The organism is Nocardia sp. NPDC055165 (assembly GCF_053606985.1).
Genome location: NZ_JBSGSS010000005.1, coordinates 59,359 through 76,262 on the forward strand (window position 1 = coordinate 59,359; position 16,904 = coordinate 76,262).

Sequence of the window (16,904 nt, forward strand, 5' to 3'; positions counted from 1 at the left end):
AAGCGGTTCCAACCCCGGTGTGAACTGCCCGGTCAGCTGGCGCCGACCAGTTCCCGCGTACCCAACGCGGCGACCGCCTGGCTTGCCGCCGAATCCGGGTGCACGGTGTACACCACCAGCAGCTGATCCAGATCACCCGGCAAAGCCAATGTCTCGTAACCGAATTCGATCCGGCCGACCAACGGATGCTGGATCAGCCTGTCGCCGTGCGTATTGCCTGCCGGGGTGTGGATCGACCAGATGCGGTGGAACACCGGGTTGGCGGCGGTGAGTTCGTCGATGAGTGAGGTCAGCCTGCGATCGCGCGGGCAGCGGTCCACCTGGCGACGGAGATAGGCGGCGGTCTCCGCGGCAACCGGTTCCCAGTCGGGATAGAACACACCCGCCGCGGGGTTCAGCACCGTGAAGCGAGCCAGGTTGCGTTCGGGGTCGGTGACCGCGTCGAAGCCGAAGATCTTGTCGCCCATGTCGTTCCAGGCCAGCACTTCCATGTGGCGCCCGAGCACGAACGCGGGCGTCGTGATCGAGTGGAGCAACTGCCGGGTGCCGGGGCGAACGGTCGGGGCGTAGTTGTAGTCGGGGTCGGCGGGACGGACCAGCGTGTAGAAGTGGTCGCGCTCGGCGGCGTCGAGACGCAGGGCGCGGGCAACGGAGTCGAGCACCGAATCGGGGTAATCCTCATCGCGCCCCCGCTCCAACCGGGTGTAGTAATCCACACTCATGCCGGCCAGCTGCGCCACTTCCTCGCGACGCAATCCGACCATCCTGCGGCGACCGTATTCGCTCAGTCCGACGGCGGCGGGTTGGATGCGGGCGCGCCGGGTGCGAAGGAACTCGCCGAGAGCGGGTGACGACATGGCAGCCAGCGTAGAAGGTAGCGGCGGGTACGCGTGCATCGCATCATGCGAAGGGAATTGTTCGGTTGGTTAACGAGGTGCGTCGGGGCGGCGAAATACCGGGTACAACAAGTCGAGGGAGGACGTCCATGTTGATCCGATCCACACTCACCGTTCTGTCCGGGGCCGCGCTGGCCGCCGGTTTCCTGGCCGCGGGACCGGCCGCCGCGCAGTCGGGGCTCGGTGATTACACGCCGGTAGACCCCGTCGACTACCAGGTTCCCGAACCCGAATACGCGGGCACCGTCTTCTTCACCACGCCCGACGGACGGCACTGCGCCATCTACTGGAACAACGGCCCGGCCGGGTGTGACGCGGTCCCGATCGACGCCCCTACCGGTACCGACCAGCTCCGGGTCGGGATCCTCGAAGCGGCGCACTTCGTCGACGCCGACAGCCCGATCTTCACCCACCCGGCGGCGAGGGTGCTCTCCGAAGGTCACCGGATCACGCGGGAGAACACCACCTGCGGCGTCGGCTATCAGGGGACGGTGAGCTGCGAGGTCGGCGAGCACGGCTTCACCCTGTCGGCCACCTACAGCGTGCTGCGCTGACGCGTCTTCAACAGCTCGATCACCGCCATCGTCGACGCGGGCAGCCCGCGCGAGGCCGATACCGCCGCGCCTTCGAGGAAGCCGAGCAGTGGGCGAAGTCGCACCGGCAGGTAAGCGACCAGGTCACGGGTTACCAGGCATGACGGCGTTGTGCCAGGTGTCACCGGCCCGGATTTATGAACGTTGCCAATGTGGAGACGAGGATGCCTGTCACTCGCGCGGCGCAGTCGTAGAGTCTGAGTATGTCGGAGCCCGAGATGACCGAATTGGTGCAGCGCAGTATCGAGGAAGCGCTGCTCGGTGGGCCGCGTCGATATACGCGCACGCAGGTGGCCGAGCAGTCGGGAGTGCCGGAGTCGGAGTCGCGGCGGCTGTGGACGGCGCTGGGTTTTCCGGCCAATGAGGACGACGAGGTCGACTTCACGCAGACCGATATCACCGCGGTCACCAACTTTCGGAGTATGAAAGTTGTTGCCTCGTCCGATATTCGGCAACAGGCCGCGGCCGCGCGGACGATCGGCCAGGGCATGGCACGGCTGGCGGAGTGGCAGGCCGACCTGGTGCTGGCCGAGATCAAGGCGCGCGTCGCCGCGGCCGATCCCGCGATTCCGCTGACGGAACGGATCAGTGCCGCAACGGAATCCACCATGGCGAGCATCGACCAGTTGCAGTCGTACGTGTGGCGCAGGCACCTGGCTGCCGCGGTCGCCAGGTCGAGCGAGGCGCAGGGCGAAGGTTCGATGCGGACGCTGGCGGTGGGATTCGCCGACATGGTCGGCTTCACCCGGCTCACCAGGCACCTGCACCCCGACGAATTGTCCACGCTCCTCGAAGCTTTCGAATCGACCACCACCTCGGCGATCACCGACAACGGCGGCTGGGTGATCAAGAACGTCGGCGACGAGGTGATGTTCGCCGCCGAGACCGCGGCCGCCGCCGCCCGCATCGCGCTGGCCATCCAGGAGTCGACCATGCTCGTCGGTGGCACGCCGGAACTGCGCGTGGCGTTCGCCTACGGCGAGGTGCTGCAACGCTTCGGCGACCTCTACGGCTCGGTGGTCAATATCGCCGCCCGCCTGACCGGCGTCGCCCGGCCGGGCAACATCCTCATCGACGACGCCGCGGCCTCGGCCCTCGACGACAACCCCGAATTCGCCATCCGCCACCTGCGCAGCGTCCGCGTTCGCGGTTTCAACCGCCTACGCCCCCACCGCCTGCGGCAGGCATGATCGCGACGTGCACAGCTTCGAGGTGCACAGCTCCGGCGGGGCGGCCCGCTGACCAGCCGTCGAGCGGCGCCGGCACACCGTTGCCTAGGGTGTTGTAGTGGACTTGGATTGGCGCAGCGTGCGCGAGGAGTACACCGTGTTCGCCGATGACGCGGTGCTCGCGTTGAACAAACCGTCGGGGATCTCGGTGACCGGGGAGCGACACGACACCGATCTGGTGGAGTTGGCACAGGCGGCGGGAACGCAGTTGTATCCGGTGCACCGGATCGACAAGGTGACTTCAGGACTCGTCCTACTGGCTACCGATCTGGCCGCGCACGGACCGCTGACCAGGCAGTTCAACAATCAGACCGCACGTAAGGCGTATCTGGCGATCGTGTCGGGCGCCGACCTGCCCGATGGCGGTGAGATCGATCTACCGTTGAGCGTGGGGCGCAAGAACCGGGTGCGGATCGCGGCGCCACGGGAGGCGATCCAGCGCGAGGGTGACCGGTGGTTCGTCGACGAGGCGGATCTGCTGCCCGCGAAAAACTATCCGTCGTGCACCTTGTTCAGCACGGTCGCCCGGCACGGCGAGCACGCACTGCTCGCCCTGCGGCCGGTGACCGGGCGCCGCCATCAGATTCGCGTGCAGCTGGCCTGGATCGGCCACCCGATCCTGGGCGACCCGCTGTTCGACCGCACCGCCGCGCTGCCCCGCACCCACCTGCACTCCTGGCGACTCGGCCTCGACGCCGACTGGCTCACCCCACCGCTGCTCGATCTGGAGGCCACCCCCGGCCCCGATTTCTGGGAGCCGTTCACGTCCGACCCGGACGAGAGCGCGCGGCTTCTCCACACCGCCGCACAACTGATTTCCGGCTGACACCCTCACGCCCGGCTCGGCAGCCACTCGGGCGCACGGCCGAGAACGCGCAAGATGCGGTCCAGAGTTGCCGTCGTGTCCGCGACCTCGAGCGCGGGGCCGAACGCGGCGCCGGGGCGATGGCGAGCCGTGCCGGTGGGGACCGCTTCGGCGATCCGCAGAGCGGTCGGGGCCAGGTCGGGATCCAGGTCGATCGCTCGGCCTACCGACCGGGCGACATCCCAGGCATGGACGACGCTGTCGATGAGATGGAAGCCGAGGGCGGTCGCGACCGGGAACTCGCCCGGTGGGATTTCGGGGAGATGCAGGGTGCGGGCCTGGCAGGCGGCGAAGGCCGCGACGACGTCGTGGGCGGACCGGATGTAGTCGCCGATCGGATCGATCGCGGGGCGTACCGCCCAGACCGCCGGGTCGTTCGCACCGCGAGCGGCGGCGGCGAAACCACGATTCTGGGTGCCCATGTGGTCCAGCAGGGCACGTAGATCCCAACCGGCACAGGGTGTTTCGGTCGATAGTGCGGAATCGGACGCCGCCTCGACCGCGTCGATACTCAGCCGCACCGCACGCTCGTGCCGGACCAGGAGAAGTCGATCTTCCTCAGAGATAGTACGCATATGCTGACCGTACGCTCATGCTTATGATCTGCCAAGGGTCATCGACCGACCCGTCCGGCGGTAGATTTCGACCATGCCGAAAGCGACCCGGCCGGATCTCGCGGCCATGCTCGTCCCGCTCGGCCGTGCGCTGACGGAGGCGGAGCGGCCCGTCCTCGACCGGCACGGGCTCACCATGTGGGCCTACGTGGTACTGCTCGGACTCGACGAAGGGCCCGTCCACACCCAGGCCGCGCTCGCCAAGACGATCCGGGCGGACAAGACCCGGATCATCCCGGTCCTCGACGACCTCCAGCAGCGCGGCCTGATCCTGCGCGACCCCGATCCGGCCGACCGGCGCGTCAACCTGATCCGGCTCACCGCCGACGGCGCGAAGCTGCGCGACCGCGCCCAGCACGACATCCAGGAACAGGAGGAGCGACTACTGGCCGACCTACCCGCCGCCGATCGCCACACTTTCCTGCGCGTACTACAACTGCTCGCCGACCGCACCCGAACCGCGAAATCACCCGGGTGAGCGGTGACACAGACCACCTCGTGGGTTTCGGTCCGTGGCACGGCTCATGAAGACGAATAAACGCAGGTCATCTAGCCTGGAGAGGTGCCGATGAGTCATACCGGCGCACTCTGACGCAACGGAGCGATCCCAGAGAAGAAAGCGACTGCCGATGATCCTGGCGGCTCAGCTCAGCGATACCCACTTCGACCTCAGCGCGCGCAACACCGAACGGGTGGAGGCGGTGATGGGTTACCTGGCGGACCTGCCACGCAGGCCCGACGTCATCCTGGTGACCGGCGACATCACCGACTCCGGCACGCCGGAGCAGTACGCGCAAGCACGCCTTGCCCTGCAAGCAGACATCCCCGTGTACCTGCTGCCCGGCAACCACGACGACCGCGCGAACTTCCGCACCGCACTGCTGGGCGAGCCCGCCTCGACCACTCCCGTCAACAGCGTCCACCGCGTCGGGCCGCTCACCGTCGTCATGCTCGACTCGAGCATCCCCGGTGAATCCGCGGGCCTGCTGGGCGAGGACACCTTCGACTGGCTGCGCGCGACACTCGCCGAGGCGCCGGACGGACCGATCCTGGTGGCCCTGCACCATCCGCCCAAGCACGTGTTCAGTCCCGTGGTCGATGTCATCGCGCTCGCCGATCCCGGCCGGCTGGCCGCGGTGGTGGCGGGCGATCCACGCATCGTCGGCATTCTCACCGGCCACGCCCACGCCCCCATCGCGACGATCTTCGCGGGCAAACCCATGATCACCTGTCCCAGTACGGCTTCCGTCCTCGGCGGCGAATGGGAAGTGACGCCACCCCATCGCGTCATGGACTACGCACCCGACCCGGCTATCGCGCTGCATGTCATCGACGAGAACTTCGGCCTGACAACTCATTTCCGGACAGTCGCGATGGGCGGCTGGCTGTCCGAGCCCCCACCCGACTGACCGCCCGGCAAGCCCGCGGCCATCCGCAGCAACTCCATCGTCCGGGTGACGACCGGGTTGCACGACTCGGAGTCCTTGATGTGCGCGCAGATCGTGCGGCGCGGCGTCGGATTGGTCAGCTCCAGCGCGCGCGAACCGGGCGGCAGGTCCGTGGCGCCGAGGCGGGGGACGACGGTGATGCCGACACCGCGCGCCACGAATCGCAGGGCGGACGGGTAGTCGGTGGTCTCCACCACGAACCGAGGCGTGAAACCCGCTGCGGCGCAGGCGTTCAGCATCGCCTGCCTGCACGGTCCGTGGCTGGTGTCGTTGTCGATCCAGCGGTATCGCTCGAGTTCGGCGACGTCGACGGTGGTACGTGTCGCCAGTTCGTGGTCGGCGGGGACCACGGCGACGTAGGGCTCGGTCATCAGGTCGCGGTGGGTGTAGCCGGTGATCTGCGCCGGTTTGCCCAGGCGCACCGTGAGGGCGATGTCGGGACGGTTGCCCGACACCGGGGCCAGTTCGTCGACGATGCGCAGGCGAACCCTGGTGTCGGGGAATTCGTGGGTGAGGGTGGCGACCACGTCGGGCATCCAGTTGGTGCCCGCCGAGCTGAACGAGTTGATCGTGATCCGGGTGGCCTTGCCCGCGCGCAGGTCCGACACCGTCGACCCGAGCGCGGTCAACTCGTCGAGCACCTTGGCGGCCTCCCCCGCGATCACCCGGCCCGCCGGGGTCGGCACCACGCCGCGACCGACTCGTTCCAGCAGCTGCAAGCCGGTCTCGCGCTGGAGTGCGGTCAGGTGCTGGGAGATCGCCGACGGCGAGTAACCGAGCGTCGAGGCCGCCGCGGCCACCGAGCCGGTCGCGACCACGGATCGGAAGATCATCAAGCGGTGCGTGTCGATCATGCGAATTCCTCGATTCAGTTCTACTGAATATTAGATGGCGAATACCCGCTTGTGCTTACCTCTTCACGGGTCCACCGTAGAGGAATGAAGTCACGCCTGCCCGCTCTCGCCCTGGTCGCCGTGATGCTCGCCTGGGCATCGTCGTTCGTGATCATCCGCGGCATCGCGCCCTACGTATCGCCCGCGGCGATGGCATCCGGACGGCTGCTCGTCGGCGCCGTCGTGCTGGTGCTGGTGCTGGCGTTTCGCGGCGGCCGGATGCCGCGCGGCACGGCGCTGTGGCTCACGATGGCCTACGGCGCGCTGTGGTTCGGGCTTTACACCGTGCTGGTGAACGCCGCCGAACAGCATCTCGACGCGGGCACCACCGCCCTGCTGGTGAACATCGCGCCGATCGTGGTCGCCGTATTGGCCGGGTTGTTTCTGAACGAGGGGTTCCCGCCGCTGCTGGTAGTCGGCATCGCGGTCAGCTTCACCGGCGCCGCGATCATCGCGTTCACCGGACCAGGACAGCGCGACCGCATCGGCGTGCTGCTCGCGGTGGCGGCCGCCCTGCTCTACGGCATCAGCGTGGTGGCGCAGAAGCTGGTGCTGCGGTCCACCGACCCGCTGACCGCGACCGCCCTCGGCGCGGTCGCCGGAGCCGTCGTCCTGCTGCCGTGGGCACCGACAATGACACAGGAACTGGCAGAAGCCCCGCTCTCCGCCACCATCGGCGTCGTATACCTGGGCGTCGTCTCGACCGCCCTCGCCTTCCTGCTGTGGGCCTACGCCCTGGCCCACACCCCCGCGGGGGTCACCGCGTCGTCGAGTTACGCCGTTCCCGCCCTCGCCATCGTCATGTCCTGGATCTTCCTCGCCGAAGTCCCCACCGCCACCGCGCTCCTCGGCGGCGCCCTGTGCCTGACCGGCGTCGCGATCGCGCGCTTGCGGCCGAGCATGTTCCGGCGACGCCCACAGGTCGCCGCCATGCGCCAGGACGACGCCGCCCCCGTGCTTCGATAGCCGACACGCCTGCCGACAACCCCACACAACCTCCACATCAGCCCCACACCCGCACACCCGACCCCCTGGCAGACTGGACACGTGAGAGACAAGCCCGCGGGTCTGCCCAGCGGTCCCCTGCGCCCGATCGAACTGGCGAGCGGCGCGGTGATGGCCGGGCTCACCGTCGGCCTCATCACCGTCGGCTCACTCGTCCCCATGGCGGCCGCGTTGCAGCTCGTCGCAGCAGTGCCGTTGGGCCTGCTCGCCCAGCGGTATCGGTTACGAGCACTGGTCACGGCCACAATCGCGGCCACGCTGGTCACCTTCGTGGCGGCCGGCGTGATGCCCGCGCTCGGCGTCATGGGCGCGGCCACCCTGGCGGGAATCATCGGGACCGTGAAGCGCCGGGGCGGCGGATTCCCCACGGTGTTCGCGCTCGGAATCGTCGCCGGTGTGGGCTGGGGGCTGTTCTCCGTCGGCAGTCTGCTGCTCTTCTCACGAACCAGAGACCTGTTCTTCGACGCGATCCGCAATACCGCGAAGGGCATCGAGAATCTGGCGGGCCGGTTGCCCGCGCTGGAGCCGCTCGGCCGGATGGCCGCCGAAGCCGTCGACGTGGTGCTGCGCTGGTGGTGGATCTACGTCGGCGGCACGGTGGCGCTCGGCGTGCTGGTGAGCACGGTGATCTCCTGGTTCGTGCTCGGGGCGGTACTCGATCGCCTGGCGTGGTTGCCGGGCAGCGATCGACTCGACGCGCCGCTCGACGATCGGCCGGTCGGGCCGCTGCCGGTATCCCTGCACGGCGTCGGCTACCGGTACGAGGGCACGAATGTCGACGCACTGGCCGACATCGACCTCACCATTCGCCCGGGCGAGTTCGTCGCCGTCGTCGGCCACAACGGCTCCGGCAAGTCGACCCTGACCCGGGTCCTGGCAGGCAGGCCGCCGACCACGGGTGCGGTGGACCGTCCGGGTTCGGCAGGCTTGGGCGCACTCGGCGGGACAGCACTGGTCCTGCAGCGACCCGAGAGCCAGACTCTCGGCGTCTCGGTCGCCGACGATGTGGTGTGGGGGCTGTCGGCAGACTCGGCCGCCGCGGTCGACGTCGACGCGCTCCTCGCCGAGGTCGGCCTCGCCGACATGGGCGCCCGCGAAACCGCCACCCTCTCCGGCGGCCAGCAACAGCGTCTCGCCGTGGCCGCCGCGCTCGCGCGCCGCCCGGCGCTGCTCATCGCCGACGAAGCCACCTCGATGATCGACCCCGACGGCCGTCGCGAGCTCGTCGCCCTCCTGGCCGAGCTCCCGCGCCGGCACGGCACCGCCGTGGTCCTGGTGACCCACCACGAAGCCGACGCGACCGCCGCCGACCGGGTGATCCACCTCGCCGACGGCCGGATGGTCGACCACCTCGCGAGCTGGCCCCACCCGGCCCGCGACCAGCGCCGCAGGCCGATGGGCGCCTCCGTCCTCGAACTCGCCGACGTGCGCCACACCTACAACCGCGGCACGCCGTGGGAAGCACCGGCCCTGCACGGTGTCGACCTGTCGGTCCGCAAAGGCGAGGCGCTGCTGATCGTCGGCGGCAACGGATCGGGCAAATCGACGCTCGCCTGGATCATCGCGGGACTGATCGCGCCGAGCTCGGGACGCTGCGAACTGCGCGGCACCGCGGTCGACAAACAGGTCGGCGGGGTGGCGCTGGCCTTCCAGCATTCCCGCTTGCAACTACAGAAGCAGACAGTCGGCGCGGAGATCGCCGACTGGGGCGGTCGGGCCACCGGGTCCGGTGCGGTCGGGCAAGCGCTGGACGCGGTGGGGCTCGACCGCCGCCTCGCCGCCCGTTCGGTGGAGGAACTCAGCGGCGGACAGGCCAAGCGGGTGGTGCTCGCCGCGATGGTGGCGAGCCGGCCGCAGGTTGTCGTCCTCGACGAACCGCTGGCGGGCCTGGATCCACAGGGGCGCGCCGAAATCGTGGAACTGCTTGCCCGGCTGCGGGATTCGGGGCTGACGTTGATCATCATCTCGCACGATGTCGCCGAGATGGCGATGGTCTGCGACCGCACGGTGCACCTGGACGACGGTGTGGTGGTCTCGGCCGACGGTCACGCGATCCCGAGAACCGAACGCGCACTGGAGAAGCCGGCCTTCGTGGCCGGCCTGCCCCTCGGCCGCCGCGGCGACGAGGGCGCGACGGCACACACCAGCGCACCGAAAGGCACGACCCCATGAGCACAGTGCTGCTGCGTGAAGTCCCGGTCGACAGTGTCGTGCACCGCCTGTGGGCAGGCACGAAGATGATCGCCGCGTTCCTGATCAGCCTGCTGCTGATGTTCCTGCCGACCTGGCCGGTGCTCGGCGTGATCACGGCCTTCCTGGTACTGATCTGGGTACTCGCGCGGCTGCCACTCGGCGCGATCCCCCGGCTGCCGTGGTGGTTCTGGGGACTCGTCGTGCTCGGCGGCCTGATCAACGCGCCGATCGGAATGAAAGCGGTGCTCGGCTACACGCAGATCTTCGTCTTCGGAATGGTCCTGGTGGCCGCCTCGTTCCTGATCGCCTTCACCACGCCGATGGGCGAGATCGCCCCCGCCCTCGCGAAACTCGGCGCGCCGCTGCGCAAGTTGCGACTACCGGTCGACGAATGGGCCGTGGTCGTGGCGCTCACCCTGCGCGGATTGCCGCTGCTGTTCGACGAGATCCGGGTGCTGCGCGCCGCACGCCGACTGCGCCCCAAGGACAACCTGATGCACCGCGCCGCCGACAACCCGCTCATCGACATCCTCACCGCGTGCATGGCGGTGTCGTCGCGGCGCGCGGGCGAACTCGGCGAGGCGATCACCGCCCGTGGCGGCACCGGCATGCTGACGGCGCATCCGAGCGCGCCGCACCGCCGCGACGCCATCGCACTCGGCGTGGTCGTCGTGGTCTGCGCGGGCGCCGTAGCGCTGAGCACCATCATCGGCTGAGCGCAATACCCCGAATTCACTGTCCCGAAACCCTGGTGCAAGCTATGGTTCCTCACAGAAATCGAGCTAGGCAGCTTCACGCGCCGGTCACGAAACTTTCTCGGGGGGAAGTCATCATCACGGCGCCTGTTCGAGCAACTCACACCTGATGAGATCCAGATGGGAAATGTTCACATGATCATCCGCAAAATCGCCGCGGCCGCTGTTCCGGTGCTCGCCGCCGCACTGGTGGGAGCCGGAGTCGCCGGAGCCGACCCGGTGACGCCGAATGTCGATTACCGCACCGAGGTCGTCGGCAACACCCTCATCACCACCCTCACCCACGGCACCTTCGCCGTCACCGGCGGTACGGTCGAGATCCGCGACGAAGCAGGCGCCACCCTCGTGTCGATGCCACTCTCGGTCCGCGACGGCAAGTTCGAGTACCCGCTGCCGCACGCGGTTCGCGACGACGGCCACGTACTCGAGCTGACCGCGGTGAAGGACGTCGCCGCGGCCAAGCCCAACCTCACGCCGGTCGCCTCACCCGCCGAAAACTATGCGGCACAGGCGAACTTCGCATCCACCTTCGGCCTGGCCACCGCCGTCGGCAGCTTCGTCGGCATGGGGCTCGGCGCGGTGATCGGCCTGATCGTCGGCGGTGTCCTCATCCCCGGTGTCGGCGCGATTCCGGGCTTCGTCACGGGCGCCAGCGTCGGCGGCATCATCGGCACGATCATCGTCGGTGGACCCGCGCTGGTCATCGCGGGCATGGATCTGATCAACACCCTCCAGGCGCCGGCAGGTACCACGCAGTGGGCCCAGCAGACCAAATAGTCTGCGCCACAGTTCGATTCCTCCCTCGCACCGGCGCCTACACTGGCGTCGGTGCGACAAGGAAACGGACTCGACATTCCCGATAGCCTCGGCGATCTGTGCGCGCCCGACCGAATGGCGCTGATCGTCTACGACATGCAGGTCGGGGTTCTCGGCCAGCTGCCCGACGGCCAGGAGATCACCGAACGCGTCGTGCGGGTGGTCGAAGCCGCCCGGCGCGGCGGCTATCCGGTGATCTTCCTCCGGCACTTCTTCCCGCCACGGCGACTGACCGGGGTATACGGGATGCGGCTGCTGATGAGCTGGCAGAACGCCGAATCCGTCGACGACGTGGCCTTCATTCTGCAACGCGACACGCCCTCGTTCGAGCTGGTGCCCGAGCTGGTGCCGCGCGAAGACGAGTTGGTCTTCGACAAGATGTCGATGTCGGCCTTCGAGGGCACACCCCTCGCTACTCTCCTGCGCGATCTGCGGATCGGCTCCTACGCCATCGCCGGCGTCGCACTCGAGATCGGCATCGCGCCCACCGTCACCCACTCCACCGATCTGGGTTTCGTACCGGTGGTGATCGGTGACGCCTGCGGCGGTCGCGACAAGGAAGCGATGGCGCGCGCCTACGACGACTTCGCGTTCCAGGGCAATGCCCTGGTCACCGATGTCGACACGATCTCCGCCCTGATGACCGGAAACTGACAGCCCGGCGAACTCCCAGCACCGGGTTTTCGGCCGCCTCGGATCCGAGGAGCGAGACGGAACGCCGAAGGCGCAGTATCGCCCCTCGGATTCGAGGCCCGCAGGGCCGAAAACCCCGCGGCGCCAGCCGCTGAGAGACTCAGTATCGCCCCTCGGATTCGAGGCCCGCAGGGCCGAAAACCCCGCGGCGCCAGCCGCTGAAGATTCAGCGGATGGCGTTCTTGGCTGCGTCTTGTGCGGAGTCGACCTGGCCGCTGAACTTGCCGCCGGTCTTCTCGTCGACCACGTCACCCGCCTTGTCGATGACGCCGTCGACCTTGTCCGCATGCTGGGCGGCCAGGTCCATCGCCTTGCCCGCCAGGTTCTTGAAATCCACCGCGCACTCCTCGTTGATTCGATACCGGGTCCAACGCGATTACCGTAGCAACATCGCAGCTTTCACGGTGGGCATCATCATGGCGAGCTCGTCACACCGTCCCATACGGGATGCCAGAGCCGTCCGGTATCGGTCCACGCCTGGAAGCGGACGGTCCCGGTGAGCTTCGGGGTAACCCATTGCGCGTCGTGGCGTTCGTCGGCGGTCATCTCGTTGGTGAACGGGGACGTCTCGCGCCGCAGTCCGTCGAGCTCGGCCGCGATCCGACGCGACTGTTCGTCTCCGAATCCGGTACCCACCCGCCCGACGTAGATGAGGCCGTCTTCGTGCGGCATGCCGAGCAGCAGCGACTTGAACGGCCGTTTGTCGCTGCGCCGCCACCCGCCGACCACCACTTCGCGCGAGCGCCAGTTGCGCTGCTTGAGCCAGGTCTGGCTGCGTTTGCCCGGCTGATACACCGATTCCAGCCGCTTGGCCACCACCCCTTCCTGCCCCTGCGCGCGGCTGGCCTTCATCGCCTCGGCGCCCGAACCCTCCAGCAGCGCGGTGACATTCATCGACGGCGACAATCTGCCCAGCGCCTCGAGCACCGCCCGGCGGTCGGTGTACTTCTTCCGCAGCAGCGAGGTGCCGTCGAGGTAGAGCACGTCGAAGGCGATGAACACCGCCCGGGCCGAATCTGCTTGCAGCGCCGAGATATCCGAGAGCCCGGCGTCGTCGAGAACCACCGCTTCGCCGTCCAGGACCACCTGATGCCCGGCCAGCTCCTCGCCGAGGGCAGCCAGGCGCGGATAGCGGGCGGTCACCGTGTTGCCGGCGCGGCTGCGGACGGTGACGGTGCCGTCGTGGATCTCGACGATCACCCGGAAACCGTCCCACTTGGTTTCGAAGCCCCAGTCCACGGGGGTCAGCGATTCGATTTCGCCCGCGGTGGCCAGCATGGGCGACAGTCCGCGCGGGAAACCGGTGTCCACCACGGGCTCTCGACGGGTCTGGTCGCGCATGTAGTGCATCAGCCACTGGTCGCCCTTGGTCTGGATGAGGGCGTAGCGGCCGGACACCCGCTCTCCGTCGAGTTCGACGATCACCTCGTCGGAGCGCCATTTCTCGGTGACGTAGGTGCCCGAATCCCAGATCGTCATCTCCCCCGCACCATATTCGCCCTGGGGAATGGTGCCGTGGAAGTGCAGGTATTCGAGGGGATGATCCTCGGTGCGCACCGCCAGCCGATTGTGTTTCGGCTCGGTCGGCGGACCTTTGGGCACCGCCCAGGAGGCGAGGGCGCCGTCGTGCTCGAGCCGCACGTCCCAGTGCAGGCGGCGGGCGTGATGTTCCTGGATGACGAAGCGATTGCCGGGTCCGGGCTCGGGGGTCGCCTCTGGGACGGGCTCGGGAGTCCGCTGCGCGTCGCGCATGCTGCGGTATTTGGTGAGGGAATCGCGGCGGGCAGTAGGCCGGCCGGCCTCGGGGTCGGCGGGAAGCGGCGGATCGAGTTCGGCCAGCAGGTCCCCGTCGGCCTTCCAGCGGGCAAGCACCTCGTCGAAACGTAACTGACGCAGCGTGTCCGAGTCCTCGATCTCGGCCCAGGTGCGTGGGGCGGCGGCATTCGGTTCGGCGCGACCGCGCAGCGAATAGGGGGCGATGGTGGTCTTGGCGGCGTTGTTCTGACTCCAGTCCAGGAACACCTTGCCCTTGCGGGCCGCCTTCGCCATGGTCGCCGTCACCAAATCCGGGTGCAGCGCTTCGAGATTGGTGGCCACCTGCTTGGCGACAGTGGACGCGCCACCCGAACTCAGCGGTCGATCCAGCGGCACATAGACGTGAATCCCCTTGCTACCACTGGTGACCGGGAATGCCCGCATGCCGATGTCGGCGACCATGTCGCGCACCGCGAGCGCCACTAGCGCGCAGTCCGCCAGACCCGCGCCGGAGCCGGGGTCGAGATCGAACACGATCCTGGTGGCCGGACCGCGCTCGTCCGCGTCGAAACGCCATTGCGGCACATGGATTTCCAGTGCCGCCTGCTGCGCGAGCCAGGCCATCCCGGCCTCGGAATCGATCAGCGGGTACACCACCCGGCGGCTGGAATGCTCGATCGCGGACCGGTGGATCCACGCGGGCGCGTGCTCGGGCAGGTTCTTCTCGAAGAAATCGGCATGGTCGACCCCGTTCGGCCACCGTTTCCTGGTGACCGGACGGCCGGCGAGATGGGGTAGTGCCGCCTCGGTGATCGCCGAATAGTAGGCGATCACTTCGCCTTTCGTCGTGCCGGTCTCCGGGTACAGCACCTTGTCGAGGTTGCTGAGCTCAACCTCGATGTCCGGTTCACCCGGCGCGCCCCGAAATTCCCGGCGGACCATCGACGCGATCGGACGGCGGGGACCTTCTACCGGTCCCCGCGCACCGAATCAGGCCTTGGGTCCCGGATCTGTCGGAGCGGGGCCGCCGGGGGCAGTGCCGGGGCCTGCCTGCGGGGGCACGACCTTCTTGGCCGCGTCCTTGCCCTTCTCGATCTTGTCGCTGTACTTGCCCTTGGTCTTGTCATCGATGAAGGTGCCGGCCTTGTCGACCGCCTCATTGATCTTGTCCGCGTTCTGTTCGACCGCAACCTTGCCCTTACCGAGCAAGCCCTTCAAGGTATCCACGAGACTCATCTGCCGATGTTCCTTTCGCGAGGAGGGTCATTCCACATCTTCCCACCACGAATCCCGTGGTGGGAGGTCATTCGGAACCACCCTCTGGCCCGGCTTGGGCACTACCACCGGAGTACCCGCATCCGCGGCCGCCGACACCAGGCGCCGGACGGGTTCGGACCAGCCGTGGAAGGCCAGATTGAACGTTGCCCAGTGGATCGGGACCAGGAGGCCGTAACCTGCGTCGCCGAGGCACAGGTCGGCGTGGGCACGCACCGCCTCTTCGGGATTCATGTGCACATCGGTCCAGCGCTCGTCGTACGCGCCGATGGGCAGCAGCGTGAGATCGAAGGGACCGAGCACCGCGCCGGCCTGGGAAAACGCCTTGGTGTAGCCGGTGTCGCCGCCGAAGTAGACCCGCTTGGTCGGGCCGGACAGCGCCCACGACGCCCACAGCGTGGTGTTGCGGACGAGCCCGCGGCCGGAGAAGTGCCTGGCCTCGGCGCAGGTGATGGTGAGGCCGCGGTCGTCGGCATCGCGACCGAGCGAGACCGAACCACCCCAGTCGAGCTCGATGATCCGGTATTCGGGCACGCCCCACTGCCGCAGGTGCGCGCCGATGCCGGTGGGCACGACGAACGGCGCGAGCTGGGTGCGGACGAGTTCGTCGACGGTGGCCTTGTCGAGGTGGTCGTAGTGATCGTGGGAGATGATCACGGCGTCGACCTGTGGCACCTGCGCCAGCTCGCCGGGGACAGGATGCAGGCGGGCGGGGCCGACCACCGGGGACGGGGAAACCCGTTCACTCCACACCGGGTCGGCCAGCACTCGGTAACCGTCGAGTTCCACCAGGGCGCTGGCGTGCCCGTACCAGGTCACCGCGAGCTCGGCGGCCTGCTCGGGAACCGCGGGGGTGACCAGCGGGACGGGATTGGCAGGGCGGCCGATACGTCCCTTGGTGAGTCCCGACCAGATCAGCGACGGCGCGGCACCGGCGGCGAGCATCGAGCTCGGCTCGGTGTTGTGGAAACGGCCGTCGCGATAGGAGGACTTGCCGATCGCGGTCGGCGCGATCGCCGACGGGCCCGCACCGATCGAGGTGGGCAGGCCCCACACCGCGCGGGCCATCCAGGCGAGACCGAAGGTACTCGCCAGCGAACCTGCCAGACGTGTGATCCGCATCAGCGCCCCACGAACTTCGCCGGGCGCTTCTCCTGCCGGGCCAGGCGGCCCTCTTTCGCGTCGTCGCTGCTCCACGCGGCTGCCAGCGCGGCTTCCTGCTGCGCGCTCGCCGGATCGCCGGTGCCGTCGTCGTTGAGCATCAGTTTCATGGCCTGCAGCGACAGCGGCGCCAGCGCGGCGATGGACTTGGCCCAGTCCTTGGCATCGGCGAGCGTGCCGAGCTTGTTGGCGAAGCCGTAGGCGTAAGCGTCTGCGGCGGAGACGGATTCGGCGCCGAGCAGGATCGTTCGGGCCGGGCCGCCACCGATCAGGGCCGCCAGCCGCGACACCGTCCAGCGATCGACCGAGATGCCGAGCTTGGCCGCGGGCACCGCGATATAGGCGTCGGGCTCGATCACCCGCAGATCCGAGGCCAGCGCCAGCTGCACGCCCGCACCGAGCGCACCACCGTTGATCGCCGAGATCACCGGAACCGGCACGGATTCGATCGTGTGCAGCATGTCGAGCAGACCGCTCAGGAACGACTCGGAGTACACCCCCGACAGATCGGCGCCCGCGCTGAAGATCGGCCCGCGGCCGGTGAGCACGATGGCACGCGCACCCTGCGCCACCGCGTCGAGCATCGCGGCGCGCAGTTGCCCGACCAGGTCCTCGTTGAGCGCGTTGCGCCGTTCCTCGCGCTGCAATTCGATGGTGATCACGTCACCATCGCGGGTCACGCCGAGCATGCATCCTCCCCAGAATCTCCCAGA

General features: G+C 68.4%; 19 protein-coding genes. 10 read left to right on the top strand and 9 right to left on the bottom strand.

Going from position 1 to position 16,904, the window contains the following annotated elements:
• Nucleotides 1–32: 32 nt before the first annotated feature.
• Nucleotides 33–857, bottom strand: coding sequence for a helix-turn-helix transcriptional regulator (locus ACWFRF_RS12200; RefSeq protein WP_452449951.1), 825 nt, complete (start codon nt 855–857; stop codon nt 33–35).
• Between the two features lie 128 nt (nt 858–985).
• On the opposite strand from ACWFRF_RS12200, the gene ACWFRF_RS12205 reads away from it, so the two are divergent.
• Nucleotides 986–1,450 carry a hypothetical protein gene (locus ACWFRF_RS12205; protein ID WP_452449952.1) on the top strand — a complete coding sequence of 155 codons (465 nt, stop codon included), beginning with the start codon at nt 986–988 and terminating at the stop codon, nt 1,448–1,450.
• Here ACWFRF_RS12205 and ACWFRF_RS12210 read toward each other — a convergent pair.
• Nucleotides 1,432–1,614 (bottom strand): hypothetical protein, encoded by a 183-nt coding sequence (locus ACWFRF_RS12210; RefSeq protein ID WP_452449954.1) that lies wholly within the window; start codon nt 1,612–1,614, stop codon nt 1,432–1,434. The genes ACWFRF_RS12205 and ACWFRF_RS12210 overlap by 19 nt on opposite strands.
• Before the next feature lie 78 nt (nt 1,615–1,692).
• Between ACWFRF_RS12210 and ACWFRF_RS12215 the strand changes: the two genes are divergently transcribed.
• Entirely contained in the window at nt 1,693–2,679 is a 987-nt protein-coding gene (locus ACWFRF_RS12215) for an adenylate/guanylate cyclase domain-containing protein (RefSeq protein ID WP_452449956.1), read from the top strand.
• Between the two features lie 97 nt (nt 2,680–2,776).
• Nucleotides 2,777–3,544, top strand: a complete 768-nt coding sequence (locus ACWFRF_RS12220) for an RluA family pseudouridine synthase (RefSeq protein WP_452449958.1) — start codon at nt 2,777–2,779, stop codon at nt 3,542–3,544.
• 5 nt (nt 3,545–3,549) lie between these two features.
• On the opposite strand, the gene ACWFRF_RS12225 is transcribed toward ACWFRF_RS12220, so the two are convergent.
• Nucleotides 3,550–4,158: a TIGR03086 family metal-binding protein gene (locus tag ACWFRF_RS12225; RefSeq protein WP_452449960.1), complete on the bottom strand. Its 609-nt coding sequence runs from the start codon at nt 4,156–4,158 to the stop codon at nt 3,550–3,552.
• 73 nt (nt 4,159–4,231) lie between these two features.
• On the opposite strand from ACWFRF_RS12225, the gene ACWFRF_RS12230 reads away from it, so the two are divergent.
• Together ACWFRF_RS12230 and ACWFRF_RS12235 are read left to right on the top strand one after the other, a co-directional pair.
• A complete protein-coding gene (locus tag ACWFRF_RS12230) occupies nt 4,232–4,675 on the top strand; it encodes a MarR family winged helix-turn-helix transcriptional regulator (protein WP_452449962.1) in 444 nt (147 codons plus the stop codon).
• A 151-nt stretch (nt 4,676–4,826) separates the two neighbouring features.
• On the top strand, nt 4,827–5,606 hold the full coding sequence (locus tag ACWFRF_RS12235) for a phosphodiesterase (protein ID WP_378990463.1): 780 nt from the start codon (nt 4,827–4,829) through the stop codon (nt 5,604–5,606).
• Here the strand turns inward: ACWFRF_RS12235 and ACWFRF_RS12240 are convergent.
• Entirely contained in the window at nt 5,552–6,499 is a 948-nt protein-coding gene (locus ACWFRF_RS12240; RefSeq protein ID WP_452449965.1) for a LysR family transcriptional regulator, read from the bottom strand. The two genes, ACWFRF_RS12235 and ACWFRF_RS12240, sit on opposite strands and share 55 nt — an antisense overlap.
• Before the next feature lie 84 nt (nt 6,500–6,583).
• Here ACWFRF_RS12240 and ACWFRF_RS12245 point away from each other — a divergent pair, with 84 nt between their 5' ends.
• The 5 genes from ACWFRF_RS12245 (at nt 6,584) to ACWFRF_RS12265 (ending at nt 11,961) form a co-directional block, all read left to right on the top strand.
• A complete protein-coding gene (locus ACWFRF_RS12245) occupies nt 6,584–7,504 on the top strand; it encodes a DMT family transporter (protein WP_452449967.1) in 921 nt (306 codons plus the stop codon).
• A gap of 81 nt (nt 7,505–7,585) precedes the next feature.
• Nucleotides 7,586–9,715, top strand: a complete 2,130-nt coding sequence (locus tag ACWFRF_RS12250) for an ABC transporter ATP-binding protein (protein ID WP_379313143.1) — start codon at nt 7,586–7,588, stop codon at nt 9,713–9,715.
• The gene (locus ACWFRF_RS12255) at nt 9,712–10,452 is read left to right on the top strand and encodes an energy-coupling factor transporter transmembrane component T family protein (protein ID WP_379313145.1); all 741 of its coding nucleotides are present in this window, start codon (nt 9,712–9,714) and stop codon (nt 10,450–10,452) included. The genes ACWFRF_RS12250 and ACWFRF_RS12255 overlap by 4 nt, the downstream gene beginning before the upstream one ends.
• 159 nt (nt 10,453–10,611) lie before the next feature.
• Nucleotides 10,612–11,268, top strand: coding sequence for an ammonium transporter (locus ACWFRF_RS12260; protein ID WP_452449970.1), 657 nt, complete (start codon nt 10,612–10,614; stop codon nt 11,266–11,268).
• Nucleotides 11,269–11,319: 51 nt separating this feature from the next.
• On the top strand, nt 11,320–11,961 hold the full coding sequence (locus ACWFRF_RS12265) for a cysteine hydrolase family protein (RefSeq protein WP_379220223.1): 642 nt from the start codon (nt 11,320–11,322) through the stop codon (nt 11,959–11,961).
• Between the two features lie 205 nt (nt 11,962–12,166).
• Here the strand turns inward: ACWFRF_RS12265 and ACWFRF_RS12270 are convergent, their stop codons facing one another.
• The 5 genes from ACWFRF_RS12270 to ACWFRF_RS12290 form a co-directional block, all read right to left on the bottom strand.
• On the bottom strand, nt 12,167–12,337 hold the full coding sequence (locus tag ACWFRF_RS12270) for an antitoxin (protein WP_379318498.1): 171 nt from the start codon (nt 12,335–12,337) through the stop codon (nt 12,167–12,169).
• Nucleotides 12,338–12,414: 77 nt separating this feature from the next.
• Nucleotides 12,415–14,697, bottom strand: coding sequence for an ATP-dependent DNA ligase (locus ACWFRF_RS12275; RefSeq protein WP_452449972.1), 2,283 nt, complete (start codon nt 14,695–14,697; stop codon nt 12,415–12,417).
• 48 nt (nt 14,698–14,745) lie between these two features.
• Nucleotides 14,746–14,991 (bottom strand): antitoxin, encoded by a 246-nt coding sequence (locus tag ACWFRF_RS12280; protein ID WP_301904870.1) that lies wholly within the window; start codon nt 14,989–14,991, stop codon nt 14,746–14,748.
• Between the two features lie 27 nt (nt 14,992–15,018).
• On the bottom strand, nt 15,019–16,152 hold the full coding sequence (locus tag ACWFRF_RS12285; protein ID WP_379316791.1) for an MBL fold metallo-hydrolase: 1,134 nt from the start codon (nt 16,150–16,152) through the stop codon (nt 15,019–15,021).
• Nucleotides 16,152–16,880 (bottom strand): enoyl-CoA hydratase, encoded by a 729-nt coding sequence (locus ACWFRF_RS12290; RefSeq protein ID WP_387446412.1) that lies wholly within the window; start codon nt 16,878–16,880, stop codon nt 16,152–16,154. The genes ACWFRF_RS12285 and ACWFRF_RS12290 overlap by 1 nt, the downstream gene beginning before the upstream one ends.
• Nucleotides 16,881–16,904 lie beyond the last annotated feature (24 nt).